The organism is Affinundibacterium danionis, assembly GCF_042432465.1.
GTDB lineage: Bacteria > Pseudomonadota > Gammaproteobacteria > Burkholderiales > Burkholderiaceae_D > Undibacterium > Undibacterium danionis.
Genome location: NZ_JBHLXJ010000007.1, coordinates 180,819 through 198,255 on the forward strand (window position 1 = coordinate 180,819; position 17,437 = coordinate 198,255).

10 protein-coding genes are annotated in these 17,437 nt (G+C 44.7%); 4 read left to right on the forward strand and 6 right to left on the reverse strand.

The annotated features are described in order from the left end of the window. Window positions 1-453 precede the first annotated feature (453 nt). Window positions 454-3,504 carry a TonB-dependent receptor gene (locus ACFFJH_RS06565; protein ID WP_390211082.1) on the forward strand — a complete coding sequence of 1,017 codons (3,051 nt, stop codon included), beginning with the start codon at window positions 454-456 and terminating at the stop codon, window positions 3,502-3,504. A gap of 145 nt (window positions 3,505-3,649) precedes the next feature. Here ACFFJH_RS06565 and ACFFJH_RS06570 read toward each other — a convergent pair whose 3' ends face one another. Together ACFFJH_RS06570 and ACFFJH_RS06575 are read right to left on the reverse strand one after the other, a co-directional pair. After that, the gene (locus tag ACFFJH_RS06570; protein ID WP_390211084.1) at window positions 3,650-5,809 is read right to left on the reverse strand and encodes an AsmA family protein; all 2,160 of its coding nucleotides are present in this window, start codon (window positions 5,807-5,809) and stop codon (window positions 3,650-3,652) included. Between the two features lie 130 nt (window positions 5,810-5,939). Next, the gene (locus tag ACFFJH_RS06575; protein ID WP_390211085.1) at window positions 5,940-8,003 is read right to left on the reverse strand and encodes a TonB-dependent receptor; all 2,064 of its coding nucleotides are present in this window, start codon (window positions 8,001-8,003) and stop codon (window positions 5,940-5,942) included. Window positions 8,004-8,100: 97 nt separating this feature from the next. Between ACFFJH_RS06575 and ACFFJH_RS06580 the strand changes: the two genes are divergently transcribed. Beyond that, window positions 8,101-8,226, forward strand: a complete 126-nt coding sequence (locus ACFFJH_RS06580; RefSeq protein WP_390211088.1) for a hypothetical protein — start codon at window positions 8,101-8,103, stop codon at window positions 8,224-8,226. Window positions 8,227-8,263: 37 nt separating this feature from the next. Here the strand turns inward: ACFFJH_RS06580 and ACFFJH_RS06585 are convergent, their stop codons facing one another. Together ACFFJH_RS06585 and ACFFJH_RS06590 are read right to left on the reverse strand one after the other, a co-directional pair. After that, window positions 8,264-8,767, reverse strand: a complete 504-nt coding sequence (locus tag ACFFJH_RS06585) for a DUF6702 family protein (RefSeq protein WP_390211089.1) — start codon at window positions 8,765-8,767, stop codon at window positions 8,264-8,266. Between the two features lie 10 nt (window positions 8,768-8,777). Continuing rightward, window positions 8,778-11,258 carry a M1 family metallopeptidase gene (locus ACFFJH_RS06590; protein ID WP_390211091.1) on the reverse strand — a complete coding sequence of 827 codons (2,481 nt, stop codon included), beginning with the start codon at window positions 11,256-11,258 and terminating at the stop codon, window positions 8,778-8,780. 410 nt (window positions 11,259-11,668) lie between these two features. Here ACFFJH_RS06590 and ACFFJH_RS06595 point away from each other — a divergent pair, with 410 nt between their 5' ends. Continuing rightward, window positions 11,669-14,488: a coiled-coil domain-containing protein gene (locus ACFFJH_RS06595; protein WP_390211094.1), complete on the forward strand. Its 2,820-nt coding sequence runs from the start codon at window positions 11,669-11,671 to the stop codon at window positions 14,486-14,488. 68 nt (window positions 14,489-14,556) lie between these two features. On the opposite strand, the gene ACFFJH_RS06600 is transcribed toward ACFFJH_RS06595, so the two are convergent. Continuing rightward, entirely contained in the window at window positions 14,557-15,024 is a 468-nt protein-coding gene (locus ACFFJH_RS06600; RefSeq protein WP_465247583.1) for a cytidine deaminase, read from the reverse strand. A 110-nt stretch (window positions 15,025-15,134) separates the two neighbouring features. Then, complete coding sequence (locus ACFFJH_RS06605) at window positions 15,135-16,055, reverse strand: DMT family transporter (RefSeq protein ID WP_390211098.1); 921 nt, start codon at window positions 16,053-16,055, stop codon at window positions 15,135-15,137. Between the two features lie 453 nt (window positions 16,056-16,508). Here ACFFJH_RS06605 and ACFFJH_RS06610 point away from each other — a divergent pair, with 453 nt between their 5' ends. Next, complete coding sequence (locus tag ACFFJH_RS06610) at window positions 16,509-17,363, forward strand: SPFH domain-containing protein (RefSeq protein WP_390211100.1); 855 nt, start codon at window positions 16,509-16,511, stop codon at window positions 17,361-17,363. The last annotated feature ends 74 nt before the right edge of the window (window positions 17,364-17,437 follow it).

Sequence of the window (17,437 nt, forward strand, 5' to 3'; positions counted from 1 at the left end):
GGATATTTTCCCTCCTAAGAGATCTCCTGATCATTGTTGCTTCAGACAATCTTGAGTTTGCGATGGTAGTAACCCCTCTTGTAAAGATGTGCTCCCCAATTCAAATATTCCACAGCAGGTGGTACTTGAAATTATTTTTCTGGAAATATTATTTGAAATATAGTTTTCATTGTTGCTATAAAATTTCTAACATGATCGTGTAATTTGCGCGACCATTTTCTGGAGAAAAAGTTTCATCTAAAAGTAGCTAAAAGGGCTTCATTAAAAATAATTCAATGCCATTAAAATTTACTTGTTGTTGGAAAACGACACTTATTTTCTATATTTAGAATATAGCCATAAAAAATAGTATTTTTCTTGTTTGCTTAAATCTTGCTGATTAATATATTCAGTACATATATGTAAGTATTTTTTCATGTATGAATTTTATAATAAACACAAGAAAGGGTAGCAATGAAATACAATAAACAAAAAGCCAGCTTTGCTCGACGTTCGGGGATCGCATTGGCAATCAGTATGTGTTTTGCAACGGCTGCATTAGCGCAAAGCTCAGAAGGTTCGATTTACGGTCGTGCAACACCGAAAGCACAAATATTTATCGTTAACCTCGATACAGGAAATAAGCGGCACATCGAAGCCGAAGCGGATGGTAGTTATACATTCTCTAAGTTGCAGCCAGGACGTTATTCTATTAGCGCAGGTAATATCTCTAGAGAGGTTAATGTAAGTACCGGAACTGGTATTGAGGTTGCTTTAGATAATAAAGCTACCGTTGTTGTAACAGGATCAAGAACCCGTGCTGCTATAGATATGAGTAGCACTGAATCCAATTCAGTGTTTACGGCTGCAGATATTCGAGCTCTTCCAGTTAGTCGTGATACAACGGCTGTCGCAATGTTAACGCCAGGAACAGTACAAGGCTCAGCAGGGCTTGGTAATCTGGCGTCCATTGGCGGGGCATCTGTGGCCGAAAATGCTTACTATATCAATGGCTTTGATGTCACAAATATTCGAAATTTCGTTTCTTATATTAATTTGCCATTCGAAGCGATTGCAGAGCAACAAGTAAAGTCTGGTGGATATGGTGCTCAATATGGTCGATCATTAGGTGGCGTAATTGCTTTGACCACGAAAAGTGGTACAAATACATGGAAGGGCGGCGCCTCAGTTTACTTTACCCCGGCGACATTTCTGCGCGCCAAGTCAAAAAATATCGTTGATCAGGAATTGTATGGGACAAATAAGACGCCCACACGTTATATCTCATTTGCAAGCAACGATAGAAGCGAGACTTTGACCGGTAATGTGTATTTGGGTGGCCCAATCATACGTGATAAATTATTCGTATTCGGTTTACTCAACACATCGGTCAATAATTCTGACTCATATGGCCGTACAACCAATACAAAAGGTCATAGTCAAAGACCAAGTGGTATTTTAAAAATTGATTATTTACTGAGCCCAGATCATCGTTTTGAGTTAACGGCTCTTTCAAATAAACCTTCGCGCTACTCCGATATATATACGAATAAAACCGATTATTCTTTGACACGTGAGGGCGCTCCTGATCATCAAGAATTTGACGCTAGCTCAAATGCTGTTATGGGGAAGTACACAGGTTATCTCAGTGATAATTTGAATATTTCTGCGCAAGTGGGGCAAGTAAAAAGTCTGAGTGAAATTCGTACAAATAAAAATCAAAAGGGGCGTGACTGCCCTTGGGTCTTGGACTGGCAATTGAATCCTATGGGATGCTATGACCCAAACAATAATGGATCAGAGAGAGATTCCAAGGCACCTCCAGATGGCGACTTGCGCAAATCGGGGCGTCTTGATATTGAATATACTTTAGGTTCGCATACACTTCGTGCAGGTTATGATGGGCAAAAATTTACAACTTCCCAAGCTGGCAGTGTGCAATCTAGTGGTGGCATCTATTATCGCTACTATAGAAGTGCGGACGGTTCTGTAAATAATGTTCCTAACGTTATAAAACCAGGTGAGGAGTTTGTACGAGTTCGTTTGGGAGCAAGCGGTTCAGGTGTATATGATGTAATAAATGTCGCTAAATTTGTCGAAGATAGCTGGAAGGTGAGTAAAGACGTATTGATTAATACTGGCTTGCGATGGGAATCTTTTGATAATCAAACCAATAGTGGTAAGAGTTTTGTTAAGGCTGACAATTTGTTGGCTCCACGTATAGGGGCGGCATGGAATGTGTTTGGTGATGGAGAAACCAAAGTCTTTGGTAATCTCGGACGATACTACATCCCAGTTGCATCGAATACTAATGTGAGAGCGACTCGTTATGAATATACTCATCATCGTTTCTACACTTTTACAGGTAAAGATCCGCGGACTGCCGCACCAATTACCTTGGGGCCAGAAGTTGGTGCTGCAGAGTTAGTCGGTAGTGATCGTGAGCCAAATCCAGGCACTGTTGCAGATACTAAGCTGCGTCCTATGTCTCAGTTCGAATATATACTTGGTTTTCAGCAGGCAATTTCTAAAAATCTCGCTTTTGGGATGAAATTTAATTATCGTAAAGTCACTGATGGGATGGACGATTTCTGCGGCACGACAGGTATCGGTCAATTCATGAAAGATAAGGGTTATACCAAATTTAATCCGAATACATTGGCAACCTGTGTATTGATGAATCCAGGTCGTGATTTGAATTTGAACATTGATGTGGCAAATAATGGTGTATTGCAAGCGGTGACGATTCCTAGTAGCTATGTCAAGCTAGCAAAATACGAGCGCATTTATAGTGATCTTCAGTTCACGTTAGATCGTCCTTTTGATGGGAAATGGGGTTTATCTGGTTCTTATACGCATTCCCGTAATCGAGGAACATCTGAGGGCTATCTCTCATCGAATAACGATCAAATCGATGCAGGTGGCACTTCTGAATTTGATTTTGCATCAGGAACAGACGGCATATATGGACCATCACCAAACGAACGTAAACATTCATTTAAGTTGTTTGGGTCTTATGCAGTAAATGACGCATTTTCAGTTGGCTTTAACGGTAGTTTAGTTTCTGGGCGACCCAAATCATGCTTGGGTAATGTACCAATTCCTGGCTCAGCCAATGCAGTGTTTGATTATTATGGTGCAGATGGAAAGACTACTAAAGGGGGATCTGGTAGTTATGGCTATAGCTATTATTGTCTGAATGGACAGTTTGCGCCTGATCTTTTGAACCCTAAAAACACCATTGCGCAAAGTTCACTGGTTCAGCGTGGCTCATTAGGTAATTTACCTTGGACAAAATCATTTAATGTCAGTGGTACCTACAAAATGAAACTTGAAAAAGGAATGCTGAGTTTTACTTTAGATATCTTTAACGTGTTTAACTTCCAGACTGAGCAAACAATTAATGAGTTTAAGGACTATAGTAGAGCGACTCAGCGAGAAGGTCGTGTCAATAAAAACTATGGTTTGCCGACAAGTTATCAAGCGCCACGTTCAGCACGTATAGCGGCGAGATATGATTTTTAAGGAGGGGTAACACTAGCTCTGTGAAATTACAGGGGAAAAGCGCAGCAAATCAATTTTGCCGCGCTTTTTTATTGGCTGAAAATTGTAAGATCGAAATCTGAGTTAATGCAAGGTTCGTTATCAGGTCTCATTCTATTAAGAAATTTCAACGCTCAAACAAACCCTTAAACTTATCTTTAAGCTGATCATTCACCTTCTCCTTCAACTCTTTTTTTTTCTCTTCCAATACAGGCGCGGCTTTGGCTTTAAAGGCTGACTTTAAGGCTTCGCTGCCGATTTGGGCGAACTGTAATTGATAGGATAATTTATCGAAAGGACCGCTGATGCGGACTGGGATGCTGATGTCTTTGAGTTGCGATAAATCGGTGCCATCTTGTCCCGTTGCGGTGTTGACGACGGTGACTTTGGCGGTGTAATCGAGATTGTTGGCTCGTAGGTCAACTTTGCCTTTGCCACCGACGCGTAAGAAGGGAGACTTCATGTCGAGGTCATCGCTATTACCTACACCATCGACAAAATTAATTGAGGCGGATAGGGCGGAGAAGTCGGTTTTTTCATTCTTATTCGCGCCTTGTTGTTGGTCGGTTTTGTTTAGTATCTTGGCTTTGAAATCGCGTAAAGATTTAGCCAGGTTAATGCCTTTGACGGCACCGTCCAATAGTTGCGTACTGATGCTCCCATTCAGATTTTCTTTGAATTGCGATACGCGCTTGCCGTGCGTATTGATTTGTAAATTCAAAGTGCCGCGACCTTCTACGATATCCTTATTCATGAAATCGACCAGCAGTGGGTTGATCTGAATATTGCTTAATTTTTGCTGCATTTGTAAGCGATTACCATCTACGTCAAAACGAATATTGCCCGCAACTTCGCCTTGATAAAGTTGGGCTTGCAAACCGCTCATGCTGATCTCGCCTTGCGCCGCTTTGATGGGTAAATTGACCTGATTGATGTGTAGATTTTTGACTTGTAAAGTGCCTATGCGCACGACACCATTCAGATTGAGGGCTTTGAGTCCGGCAAGATTCAAGTCTTCTTCTTTGCTTTCAGTTGCTTTAGCGGGCTCGGTCGAGGCTTTTATATAACGATCTAGATTGAGCTTGTCGACATCGACTTTGAAATTGATGGCGGGCGCGGAGAAGTTTTGTACCTGCACCGATGCATGCAATTGAGTTTCGTCAAATTTCGCAGCCAATACGCTGTCTATATTTTTCTCTTTTAGATTGACAGAGACATGACCTGTGACGGGGATGGCTATCGCAGTTTGCGCCAGTTTCGGATCGTTGATTTTGAGTTGTATGGCTAATTGCGACAGTTTTAATAACTGCGTGTTCATATCCATTGCGATGGGCGATTTCAATTCTAATTGTTTCGATGCGCCACCTTGTTTGCTCTCGGCTTGCATTTGTACCTCAGCGATACTTAGTTGTTTGTCCTGGAGTGCAAATTTATTCAGCATGATATTGGCACCTAATTCCTGCGCGCCTTTGAGCTTTGCTTTGAGCTTGATTTGCTCACTATTGCTATGCTCAGTATTTAAGTTGAGGGCGGCGGTTTCCAGTAGTACTTCTACCGTATCGTTGCCTAGCTTGCCAGCGATCAGAGTTTTAAAATCTTGCAGAGCTAGGCTCTTTTGTGTCATATCAAAACTGAGCTGTGTGTTCAGATCAATTTTTGCTTCTGCTTTGGGTTGTTGAAAGTTGAACGCTGCGTTGAACTTGACCGGTGTTTTGTTTTTGTCGCCGATTTTGCCAGTGCTTAGATATAAATCTTTGATGCTGCCTTTCAAAGCGGCTTTTTGATCGTCAACCTCAAATTGTGAGTTGGCGATATCGACGCCCTCGATGTCGAAGCGCATTTGTTTCGAGTTTGTTGAGTCCGTTTTTACCGTATTGTCAGCAGCGTCTTTCGCTAATAAATCATCAATGTTTGATTTGCCTTGTGCGTCGCGTTGATAGCGTAGCTGTAAACCATATAATGAAACTTTATCGACTACGATTTGCTTTTGCAGCAAGGGCATAAGTGCCAAGGAAACTTGCGCTTTATCTAGATTGGCAAATTGAGTCGGTGATTCAAATTCGGAGAGTCGAACTTTTTCCAAGCTAACGCCTAGCTTGGGGAAGAAATTGAGTTGAATATTGCCATCGATGGCGAGTGTGCGATGTTTCTTCTCTTTGACTAATTCTATTAACTGCGATTTGAACTGATTTGGGTCGAAAACAAAGCTTAGATAGGCAATCCCTAGGCCGATAATCAGTACGATGGCTGAGACAGCGATAACGAGAATTTTGAGTGGCTTATTCATGGCGTTTTCCTGATAAAGACTGAATTGATCACAGTGAGGTGATCATAACACTATCGGAAAAACCAATTGTTAAAACATTGTCACGCCGGACTTGATCCGGCGTTCATGTTTCAGTCATCCATGTTGCTGACTAAAACGACTTCACCATCATCACGCGGAAAGAGCGTGGTTCCAATGGATGAAAATGGATATCTTCTTTCGCCGTAGTCTCACCTTTAAGTTGTGATGCATAGTAATAATCAATGGCAGAATCTTTACGATTGCTCAGATTAAAACCTTCTAATTCCAGCTTTAAGGTAGGACTGAATTTGTAGCTGATGCGGCCGTTCAATGTGGCACTGGGGCGTGAACGCACTGAGTTATCTTCTATCAATGCACGTGGTCCGAAATAGCGTAAGCGTAGTGCGCCAGACCAGTTGCCGAGTTTTTCAAAATTGGCCGACAGTTGCGCTACGCCTTCTACCGCACCGACTACGTAGGAACCGGCTGGATCGAAATCGCGTGAACGTGCTTTAGCGTAAGCCGCATCAAAATCAATAGAGAGCCAGTCAGTTGCTTGATAATTGTGTGACATCTCTATGCCATAGCGACGGCTTGGTCGTCCTGCTTCAGTGGTACCTGCATCGCCGACAAAGCTGAGTTCAGAATCAAAGTCCAGACGATAAACTGCAAATGAAGATTGTAGATTTGAAATGAATTCGCTGCGCATGCCGAGTTCCAAACCATGCGAGCGCACTAGACCGGGCGACTTTGCCGTGGCTTCTAAGCTTTGTGGATCGACGGTTGTTAAAGTCGCGCGTGCATCATTGCTGTGAAAGCCATTGCCGAGGTTGAGGTAAAACTCGGTTTTTTGCCATGGTCCGAATACTAAACTGGCACTGGGACTCCAGATTTGATCGCTGGCTTTTCCAGAATTTTCTTGACGATCACCATCCACTTTGAATTGGTAGGCATCATGACGCAGACCGAAATTTGTGCGGAAGAATTCATTCCAGCGTGTGCTGGCATCGAGGTACACGCCCAGACTAGTTTCTGTGATGTGATCTTGTCGCACGGTGGAAAGAGTTTGGCGTGCGCGGGTTTTGTAGAGGCCATTAGAGATATTGTCATTCTGTAGTTGGCTACCTAACGTGATATCCGTATTTCTGCCCTGGAAATGGGTATGCCAAGTGTGGCTAGCATTGATGCCGCCTGTGACTCGACGATCCGGTTGGCTGAATTGATCGCCATTGATGGGGTCGTCCATGAAGTAGGTGAAATTAGAAAACAGGTCTAATTGATTGCGTATCAGATAGGCACTGACTTTGCTTGCGTCGTCAGTATCAGTGCGTCGCCATACGCCTGATAAGCTATAACGATGGGCTGCACCGCCATCGGTTGTGTCTATGGTGTCGAGACGATTACTCAGAGTGCCGTCTTGCAATGCGCGCTGCGGAATTTGATCGGTAGAATTCCAACTGCCTCGATATAACATTGCCGTCAGATTAAAGCCATTGTTAGCGAAACCTTCGCTATAGCGCATGACAGCATTCACTTTTTTAAAATCATCGGGTCTTGTAAATGGTCCGTCATTACGCATCAATTCCAAGGCATACAAAAAACTACCGCTAGCAAAATCAGGCGAACCAGCAAGAAGCGTGCGGGCGAAATTATTTTCACCAACCGTGACACTCGCGATATTGCGCGACAGACGACTGGCATAAGTAATCGCGGCACTGCCCGCGGAAGAAAAGTCGCCCGTGGTCGAAGAATAAGGACCTTTTTTGTAATCCATGCGAGCGGCTAATTCTGGGATGAGAAAATTTAAATCGGTCCAACCTTGACCGTGCGCATGACTGCGTTGATTGACGGGCATGTCGTCTATCGTCGTGCGTAAGTCGGTGCCGTGATCGAGATTAAAGCCACGCAAATAGAATTGATTGGCTTTGCCTTCACCACTGTGTTGACTGACGATCACGCCCGGAATCGCTTCCAGTAACTCGCCTGGTCGATAAGTCGTCATCGCCTCTAATTTTTTTTGTCCTACCATACCTGCATTGGCCGCATCAGTTAAGCCGAGCAGACTGGCGCGACTGCCATCAAGCACTACTCGGTGCAATACTGAGTCATCCGCCAGTGCCAGATTGGGGAGTAACGAGACGAATGGTGTTGCTAAGATGGTGGCGATCAGGTGGGCTAGTTTTTTTTGTTTCATAATTTGCTAAGCTTGCTTGTGAGGTTAATGCAGGAAATTAATTTTGCTTAAAATGTCGATGCTAATGATTGTTAATAATGTGGGCGCTTGAGTGGCTATGCAAGCGATAACCGTAGGATGCGCCGTGCGCACCACTATTGAGCAAGCTATCTCTACTATTCGGTATGTGGACGGTGCGCAAGGCGCACCCTACTATGTGTACGTAGGCCATCTACTGCTATAAATATTTTGGTTGTTGAGAGTAGTCCTGCGCTGGTGCGTTAAGGAATTTGATGTTCGCGTTTGCTGCGCGTAAATGTCAGGCTTTGTGTGCTGCCATTTTTTGTAATATTCACGGTGTTGACCTGATCGACCAAAAAATCGGTAAGTACCGCTTGGCGTATCGCAATTTGGTCTGGTAAAAATTGTTGTTCGATTTCTTGAAAAATGATGACTGAATTCGGATCTACTTTAAGACCTACCCATTTCAGTGGTAGTCGTTGTTCTTTGCTACTGAGGATAAATTGTTGTTCTATGTAACGTTGCAGAACCTGCGCATCTTCGGGATCGCTTAAATCAAATTGCCGCTGGTATAAATTCTCCAACAAAGCCTCAATGTCATGCGCCATAAAAGTATGGATAATTTCGGTGCTGCCTGTATTCGGGTTCATGCTGATATCGGTGATACCAGCATGAAACCGATGAGCATGCGCTAGCGCACCGATACAAATCAGTGCGCTAGCCAAGCTAACTTTGAACAACTTGATCAAGTTAAATGTGCTCATCGGGACTCGATTACTTTACTTCTTTTGCAGCTTTAGCGGCTGGCTTGGTTGTAGGCTTAGCCGCTTTTTCAACTGGCTTTGCTTCTGCTGTTTTTACTTCTTTAGCTGCATCCGCTGCTGGTTTTGCAGCATCTTTCACTTCTTCTTTAGCTTCTGGTTTCGCATCCGTTTTTAACGGTGTTTTGAAATCAGCCATCATATCGTTAGGAGGGAAGTTCATTTTGAACAATTCCAAACGAGATTGTGTGATCTTACGTGGCCAAGAATTGTTGTTGGTGTCGATGTCTGCGGTTTCCAAGAAAGGATCTTGCGTCAAGCTCACCATAGGCTCATCAGTAACGATTAGCTTAGTAAATTTCTTGGAGTTATAACGCCAGATTTCTGCTGGGATGCGTTGAATCATTTTTTTACCGCTTTGCAATTGGATTTCCAAAATCAAAGGCATGACTAAACCACCGACATTAGAGAAGTCAACTAAGTAGAAATGCTTGCCGGATTTCAGCATCGCTTTTTCGTCTTCGTCCAGACCCTTCATCATTTCGTTGTAGGTATTACGATCTTTATTGGTGACAGTGAAGTCATCATATTGATTGTAAAAATCTTTGAGTTCTGGATGGGAATCTAAACGACGTTCCAATTTACCTTTGTCTGCTTGATTGGCGGTCGAGGTAGGTTGAGATGCAAACTGCGCACGACGCCACGCTTTTTCTACTTCTGGATCTTTGGTTGACATCGTGTATTCAACGATACCGTCGATACTGATATCAACTGGATCGGTCGTGTAGAACCAACCGCGCCAGAACCAATCGAGATCGGTACCAGAAGCATCTTCCATAGTGCGGAAGAAATCGGCTGGTGTTGGGCGCTTAAATTTCCAACGTTGTGCATATTCTTTGAACGCGAAATCAAACAATTCACGACCTAAAATCGTTTCACGCAAAATGTGCAAGCCAGCGGCTGGTTTGGCATAAGCATTCGGACCAAATTGCAAAATGGATTCTGAGTTGGTCATGATAGGCACTTGATTTTGGCTCTTCATGTAGTCAACGATGCCGCGTGGTTCGCCGCGTGTGCCTGGATAGTTTTCTTCCCAGGCTTGCTCGGCCAAACTTTGTACGAAGGAGTTCAAGCCTTCATCCATCCAAGTCCATTGACGTTCGTCAGAGTTGACAATCATAGGGAAATAGTTATGACCGACTTCATGAATAATGACGCTGATCAAACCGTATTTGGTACGTTTGGAATACGTGGACTCTCCAGTTTTCTTATCCTTCGTCGGGCGACCGCCGTTGAAAGACAGCATAGGGTATTCCATACCGCCTTGTGGACCGTTCACCGATTGAGCGATTGGGTAAGGATAGTCGAGTGAGAATTTGTTGTACTGTTCTATCGTGTGAATAATCGCTTGCGTGGAATATTGACCCCACAAAGGATTCGCTTCTTTTGGATAGAAAGACATCGCTAAGCCTGAGCTGGTGCCAGTCTTATAGCCTTGTGCATCCCAAATGTATTTGCGAGAAGATGCCCACGCGAAATCACGTACGTTTTTCGCTTTGAAATGCCAAGTTTTGCTGTCTGTCGCACGTTTCTTTTCAGCTTCTTCCGCTTCTTTTTGCGTCACGATCACGACCGGTGTTTTGGCTGTACGTGCCTGCTTCAAACGATCTAGTTGAGTTGCTGTCAAAATTTTGTCAGCATTGCTCAGTTCGCCCGTTGCGGACACCACGTGATCACTAGGTACGGTCAACTGCACATCGTAGTCACCGAACTCCAAAGTGAATTCACCGGAACCTAAGAACTGTTTATGTTGCCAGCCATAGACATCGTAGTAGGCTGCCATACGTGGGAACCATTGAGCGATTTCGAAGATATCGTTTTTGTCTTCTTTGAAATGCTCAAAACCGTCACGACCACCGAGTAATTTGCCGTTGCCGATGTTGTAGTTCCAATCGATGCTGAACACAAATTTTGCACCCGGTTTCAAACTTTGCGGCAAGTCAATTCGCATCATCGTGCGATTGATCACGTGTTTTAAAGCTTGACCGTCAGCGCCTTTAACGCTGGTGATTTTGAAGCCGCCATCAAAATTGTCGCGCTCGTTCATCACCGCCATGGCTTGGAAACTGACCGCATTGGGATTTTTCCATGCGTCACGTGATGGCAAAGTGCGGGTTGTGTTGGCATCAGAGTCAGAACGGAAAATGTTTTGATCTAACTGCACCCATAAGTAATTCAAGCTATCTGGCGAATTATTGTGGTAAGTGATGGTCTCGGCGCCCGTAATGGCGCGTTTGGATTCATCTAACTTGGCGCGAATCACGTAATCGGCACGTTGCTGCCAATAGGCATGTCCCGGCGCACCGGAAGCTGCACGTACTGAAGTTGGCGTAGGTAATAGATCTTCTATTTGGCGAAATTTATCGTCGGATTGTGCACTAGCCAGAGCGGGTACGCTCAAGCATAAGAGCACTAGTGAAGCACGTAAGCGCATTATCTTTACTCCATGAAGTGGAAGAAATTGTAGGGATGAGTTGTTGTTATGCTATTGTGATACTGTTGTAATAAAATTATCCCGCAGCTTAGAATGCTTTCTGGGATAAAAGTTCCTTGAGTCACTCGTCTTTCTATAGAAATAGATGTGAGTTAGGTGTGAAATAGTTGTGAGATAGCGGCCTTAGCTTGTGAGATCCCAAGTAGCGCACAAGGTTTTAGCGGCAAACTGTGGTTTTCCTTGGCGAAGCAGATGGACAAGGACTTTACTTAGGTAAAATGACAGACCTCGTGCAACTGGATTTTTGGGCTAACTAGAGCACAAATGATGTACAAGTGATGCACAAGTGATAGGTGCGTGATCTTTTTTGCGGGTAATTTGTTTTAAGAAATCATATTGGGTTTTCGTTCATGTTTAAGCAATTTACACAATCCCTGCTAGGTCGCTCTGGACAATCAGACGATAAATTAGCTGTTGATACCAAAAATCCCGCCAATACTGGAAACACCAATCCCGCCAGCATCACACAACATAGTGCCTTCGAAACCTCTGTTGTGGACCTTAATGCCGTGCCTAAAAATCTCACTGATGATCCAGCACAAGAAGCCAACCATCAAAATCCCACAAGCGTAGAGCCAGCGGCACAGAGTATTTTGGATCAAATTGATAAAGAATGGGAATTGCAGCAAGCGGCCTACGCCAGAGCTAAAGTTGAACGTGATCTATTGATTGATGCGAATAGTCGCATTAATTTTGAACAAGAATTATTGCAAAGAATCCGTACCCGTCTATTGTCTGAAAAGCAGGCGGACAAATTATTGCAACAACGTTTGGAAAGTGAAACTCAGGCGCTGAAAGCATTGGAAGAGAAAAATAGCGCGGAGCAAATCGTTCTGAATCTAGAGCGTAGCAAAGCAGAAAAAGAAGCTGCGCTAATCCATACCGCGCAAGAACGCGCTAACGCCGAGCGAAGCGCCTTAGAGATAGCGCGAGCAAAATTGATCGCGGCGCAACAGGCGCAGGTAGCAAGTGAAGAAAAAAATGTGGCGGAACAACAAGCCATCGCGGTGGCGCAACAACGCCAAGCGCTTGAAGTCGAATTGCTGGCGGCTTTACATTCACAAGCAGAAGCAGAATTGCGCGCACAACAGCAAGCAGAACAAAGAGTGCAAGAAGAGCGTCAATTGTTCGATCTAGTTCAGCAAAAAAACGCGGCGGAACAAGCCCACCAAGCAGCCGTACAACAAAAAATTCAAGCGAATCAAGAGGCGCAACGACTCGCGCAAGAACGCCTGTTGCAAGAACAACAGGCGCAAGAATTGCAAATTCAAAATGAAGCAGCGGATGAAGAAGCAATCAACACGAGCAACGCAAAAATTGAGGCAGAAAACGAGCTGATAAAAGCCACGAAATTGCGCGTTTCGGTGGAGCGCGATAACAAGGTGAAAAATACCGAGCGCTTGTTTGTCAGCCGTTTGGCAGAGCAAAAAGCGCAAGAGCGCATCGCTTTAGAAACTGAATTGGCACAGCTGGTGCAGGATAAATTACAGCAAGAAGCTGATTTAATGGAAGTGGCCTTAGCCTTGGCGATGGCCGAACAAGAAGCTGAGCAGATTGCGAAAGAAAAATTAGCGCAAGAACAGTTACTCATGTTGGCTGCCGAGAAGCGCGTCGTGGCAGAGAATGAAGCAGCACAACAGGCAAATCGTCGGCATGCTGCTGAGGCGAGTTTATTGCATCAAGTGGAACAACGTGCCGCCGTTGAGCAAAGAGCAGAGCAGGCAGCACAAGCGAAGTTGATGCAGGCGCAAGCGGCAGAAGCACAGATGCAACAGCGTTTGCAAGTCGAGCTTGATGCGCAGGCGGCAGTTGTAAAACGACAAGAGCACGACGCCGAAGTCATCAGAACTGAACAGCTTACTCAACAACATGAATCGGCTTTACTGGAAGCTGCAAAACAACTTGCGGTAATGGAAATCGAGGCCGAGAAAACGGCACGTGAGCGAGTTGATGCCTCTATTTTGACGCAGAAATTGATTCAAGAACGAATACAGGCACAGCAAGATGCCAAGCGTCTGGTCGAACAAAGAGTGTTGACTGAGGCAGAATTATTAAGCAGCAGTAACGCCCAATTAGAGCTCGAAGCCATCGCTGAGGTGGCTGACGACAGTAGCGCGGCGAGGGCAAAGCAAGACAGTGCTGATGAACATGAATATGAGCATGAAGATGCAGAGACACTGCATGCGCAATTTCATCAACAACAGGAATTGGCAACACTTTTGCAACAAACTCAGGCACAACATCAGGCACGACATCTAGACGCGCAGCATGCGTTGCGTGATTTGATAGAAGGTCGTCAGCAGGTGTCGCAGCAAGCAGAAGAATTGTCTCAGCAAAGGCAAGCGCTAGAACAACAAGTAACTGAGTTGATGGTGGATACCGAGGATCTATTAGCGCAAGCCGAGCGTGAGCGAGAATTGTTGGCGCAAGCGCATCAAACGATTGCAAAAGAAATTGAATTGAGTAATCGAGCAAAAGCTAAAATTCAAGCCGAAAAACAGGCTAGCTTAATTGCACGCCAACGCCAGCTCAGAGAACAGGAAGCGCAACAATTGGCGCAAGAACGACAACAATTGGAATTACAAGCTTTGGCGCTAGAGCAATCTGCTGAGAACGAACAAGATGCGGTAAATAATCTAAATGAGCTCTCGTCATCTTCGGATCATCAAAACAAGGCTCAAGCAGAGATAGATCCGATTGCCGCATTTAAAGCGCAGGAAAGACAATTAGTCGCTCAATATGAGTTGAGGGCTTCAACAGACTATAGCGCTGATGGACATGAGAGTGAGGACGAGCGTAAAGGTGAGTCTAAGGACGAGTCTGAGTTTTATTTCCAGTACAACGCCAAGTCGTCTTGGTTAACGTCCACGCGTATTGCATTGATACTTACGGCCTTGATTGCAGGCGCTACGTACTGGTGGTGGCCAAGCCAACCTGCACCGCAGCCTGTCAAACCTAGTAATCTGAAAAAAGTGACGCAAACTAAAACGAATGCCAGCGCTAGTAGTACGGAAAATAGTGCCGCCCTTTCTGGCATTAATTCTGGGACGGATTCTTTTAAAACGAAGGCCATTCCTAGCTTAAGCAATACCAATCTTCCTGCCAAGAACTCAGAGATATTTGAGCCTAAGTTAGATAAGAATTTTGAACAATTTTCTTCCAAAAAATAGCAGATGTAATGAGGGCGCTAATCGCAAATAGATTTGCTATTTGTTGAAAGATAATGTTGATAGATAAATTAGGTTTTATGGTTCAGGTCTTGTGCCTGAAATGCGCCAGGTAACAAGCTTGCCGCATTCGTTACTAGTGTTTTTCCTTCTACATTGCTCAAGATAACAAGCAGCTCGCTCCCGCCCAATTCCAGCATGACCTGACGGCAAGCACCACAAGGTGATATGGGATCTGCGGTATCTGCTACCACTGCTAATTCTTTAAAATCATGAGCACGATAACCCGCAGCAATTGCGCTAAAAAAAGCGGTGCGTTCTGCGCAATTACATAGGCCGTAAGAAGCATTTTCTACATTGCAGCCGTGAAAAATCTTGCCATCTTTCGTGAGTAAGGCGGCCCCCACTTTAAATTGTGAATATGGCGCATAAGCCTGTTCTCTGGCGATCAGTGCTTGCTCTGGCAAGTTTATATTTTGCATAAGGGAGATTGTACGTATTGGTGTGTGTTGGAGTGCTAGTGTACATTGATTGCGAATCCAAGTATTAATCACATAATAGCTTGATCGCGCTGAATGAGGCGTGATTGATTCTGTTAGCTAGCGCTTTGTTGTTGATTTTTATAATTGAGTTTTGCTATTAAGTCGATTTAAAAGTTACCTAAAGCGATTACACCCACTGCGATGCATAAAGCGCCGATCAGACGTTGCAGGCGATCGCCTTCGTCTAGTAAATGACCGCCTATCAGCGCTGCAAATAGCATGGAGACTTCACGCGCTGGCGCAACGTGACTGAGCGGTGCGCTTTGCATTGCGTACAGAACCAAGACATAAGAAATGGGGCTGATTGCACCGACGATCAATGCGTATTTCCATTCTTTGTGCCAAGAGACGCGGGTTGCTGGGATATCTCGTAACAAGCTGGGAAGCAATAAAGCGATACGAGCGAAGTTGCCGAAGTAGTCAATCAAAATTGGCGAGAGTAAAAGAATTTTTACCGCATAGCCATCGAGTACCGTGTAGCTAGCGATAAATACACCGGTCAACAAGCCGTAGAAAATGCCTTTGCGGGTTCGTAATTGCTGCGTTCTTAACTGCAAAGCTGGGACGGCATCACTGTCGCCGTGACTTGATTTCAAACTGCGTAACAGCCTAGGGCCTCCAGCAATTAAGAAAACACCGCCAACTACTGCCAAGATTCCCAAGCCACCGAACAGAGATAAATGTTCACCTAGGAACATCAAGGCGATGGCTGAAGAAAGTAAAGGACCAGCGCCGCGTGCCAGCGGATACACGACCGTGAGGTCTGCTTTGCGATAGCCTCTCAATAAGGTAATGAAGTAGAGCACGTGCAGCAGTCCGCTTAGCGCGATAAAACACCATTCTTGCCATCCCCAACTGGGCACCACATCCCAACCTGCATAAATCCCTACGGGTGCCCATACCACTGCCATGATGATGGCGGTGAGTCCCGCGAAGCGCACGTCGCCACCGGCTTTTTTTGCCGCGATATTCCATAAGGCATGAATAAGACCAGCGAGTATGACGAGGAAAAAAGCGGAGAGTGGCACTGGAGATTTGACATAGTGAGGCAAACCACAGTGTAACAAATACGACTTGTGGCGGGGAAATTGTTTCGTTTTTGCTCGTAGTTTTACTCGTGGTTTTATGCGTGGTTTTAGTCGCAGAGATAGCGCGAATAGGTCTGTTCATGCTTGTCTATGGTTTTTCTAATTCGCGATTACCAGTAGTTTTTTGTAGCCTGTCGGAGTTTGAGAAATTACACTTCAGCTTTGTTTTGAGGTTTGAATGAAAGGGGCGCAATGAAGCATTTTGTTTTGTTATTGATCGCTGGTTTAGCTTCGTATGGATTGTGGCAAGTGACAGGTCCCTTGCTTCGGCGGCACGCGGGGCCAGCCATGACTCGGCACTTGCTACGTCTTCTTATATTTATTTTGGTGCTATTTAGCTTACTGCTCTTGGCCTATTACTTCCCACCGATACACTTACTTTAATTTGGAAAAATGATGAATCGATTACTCTCTAAATACTTACCACTCAGTGTCATTTTATTGACGACTTTATTAACTGGTTGCACCCAAATTGACACTGGAAATGTCGGTGTAGAACGGACTTTAGGCAAAGTTGGTAAAGACGCTTTACCGCCTGGTATTTACTTTACCGCGTTTAAAACAGTCGATGAATTTACTGCCAAAGAAGTGAATTTTCAATTGCAGGATATGACACCTAAGAGTCGCGACAATTTGACGATGAAGGATGTTGATATCGATATCTACTTCAAGACTATGCCAGCTGCGATTCCGGCTTTGTATACCAAGTATCAGGGCGACGTCGTGCAACATAAGCAGGTGGTCAAGGATGGCACCAGCGATTTGGTGATGGCGTACAGCCGTGTGTCGCGCGAAGCGCGTGAGGCAGTGTACAAATCCATCGCACAACTTGACGCTACCACGATGCATACTAAACGCACAGAATTAGCAGAAATGGTGCGTGCCAGTTTACAGGCAGAATTGGATACGAATGATAAAGGCGCATTTTTGATCACAGCGGTGAACGTGCGTAATTTATTGACCGATCCCGCAATCGAAGCGGCGATACGACAACGTGCGGAAACCGATCAGGCCATACAAAAGAAATTGAAAGAAGTCGATCTCGCAAGAGCTGAAGCCGAGCGTTTGATCGTGCAAGCAGAGGGCGAGGCGAAAGCGAATAAAATTATTAGCGAATCATTGACGCCTGCTTTGAAAGAATTGCGTCTGGCAGAAATTCACCGTGATGCGGCCATTGCTGTGGCGAGTAAAGCGGGAAACACGGTGTTGTTGGGGAACTCGACACCTTTGGTGAATGTGAATAAATGATCTTTTTCTAGAGTTCTCGTAATAAAAAATGTTCAAAAACGCTGGTTTAGCAGCTATGCTAAACCAGCGTTTTT

Coding starts and splice junctions, on each gene's coding strand:
- ACFFJH_RS06565 (WP_390211082.1), top strand. CDS start 454: ATGAAATACAATAAACAAAAAGCCAGCTTTGCTCGACGTTCGGGGATC.
- ACFFJH_RS06570 (WP_390211084.1), bottom strand. CDS start 5,809: ATGAATAAGCCACTCAAAATTCTCGTTATCGCTGTCTCAGCCATCGTA.
- ACFFJH_RS06575 (WP_390211085.1), bottom strand. CDS start 8,003: ATGAAACAAAAAAAACTAGCCCACCTGATCGCCACCATCTTAGCAACA.
- ACFFJH_RS06580 (WP_390211088.1), top strand. CDS start 8,101: ATGCAAGCGATAACCGTAGGATGCGCCGTGCGCACCACTATTGAGCAA.
- ACFFJH_RS06585 (WP_390211089.1), bottom strand. CDS start 8,767: ATGAGCACATTTAACTTGATCAAGTTGTTCAAAGTTAGCTTGGCTAGC.
- ACFFJH_RS06590 (WP_390211091.1), bottom strand. CDS start 11,258: ATGCGCTTACGTGCTTCACTAGTGCTCTTATGCTTGAGCGTACCCGCT.
- ACFFJH_RS06595 (WP_390211094.1), top strand. CDS start 11,669: ATGTTTAAGCAATTTACACAATCCCTGCTAGGTCGCTCTGGACAATCA.
- ACFFJH_RS06610 (WP_390211100.1), top strand. CDS start 16,509: ATGATGAATCGATTACTCTCTAAATACTTACCACTCAGTGTCATTTTA.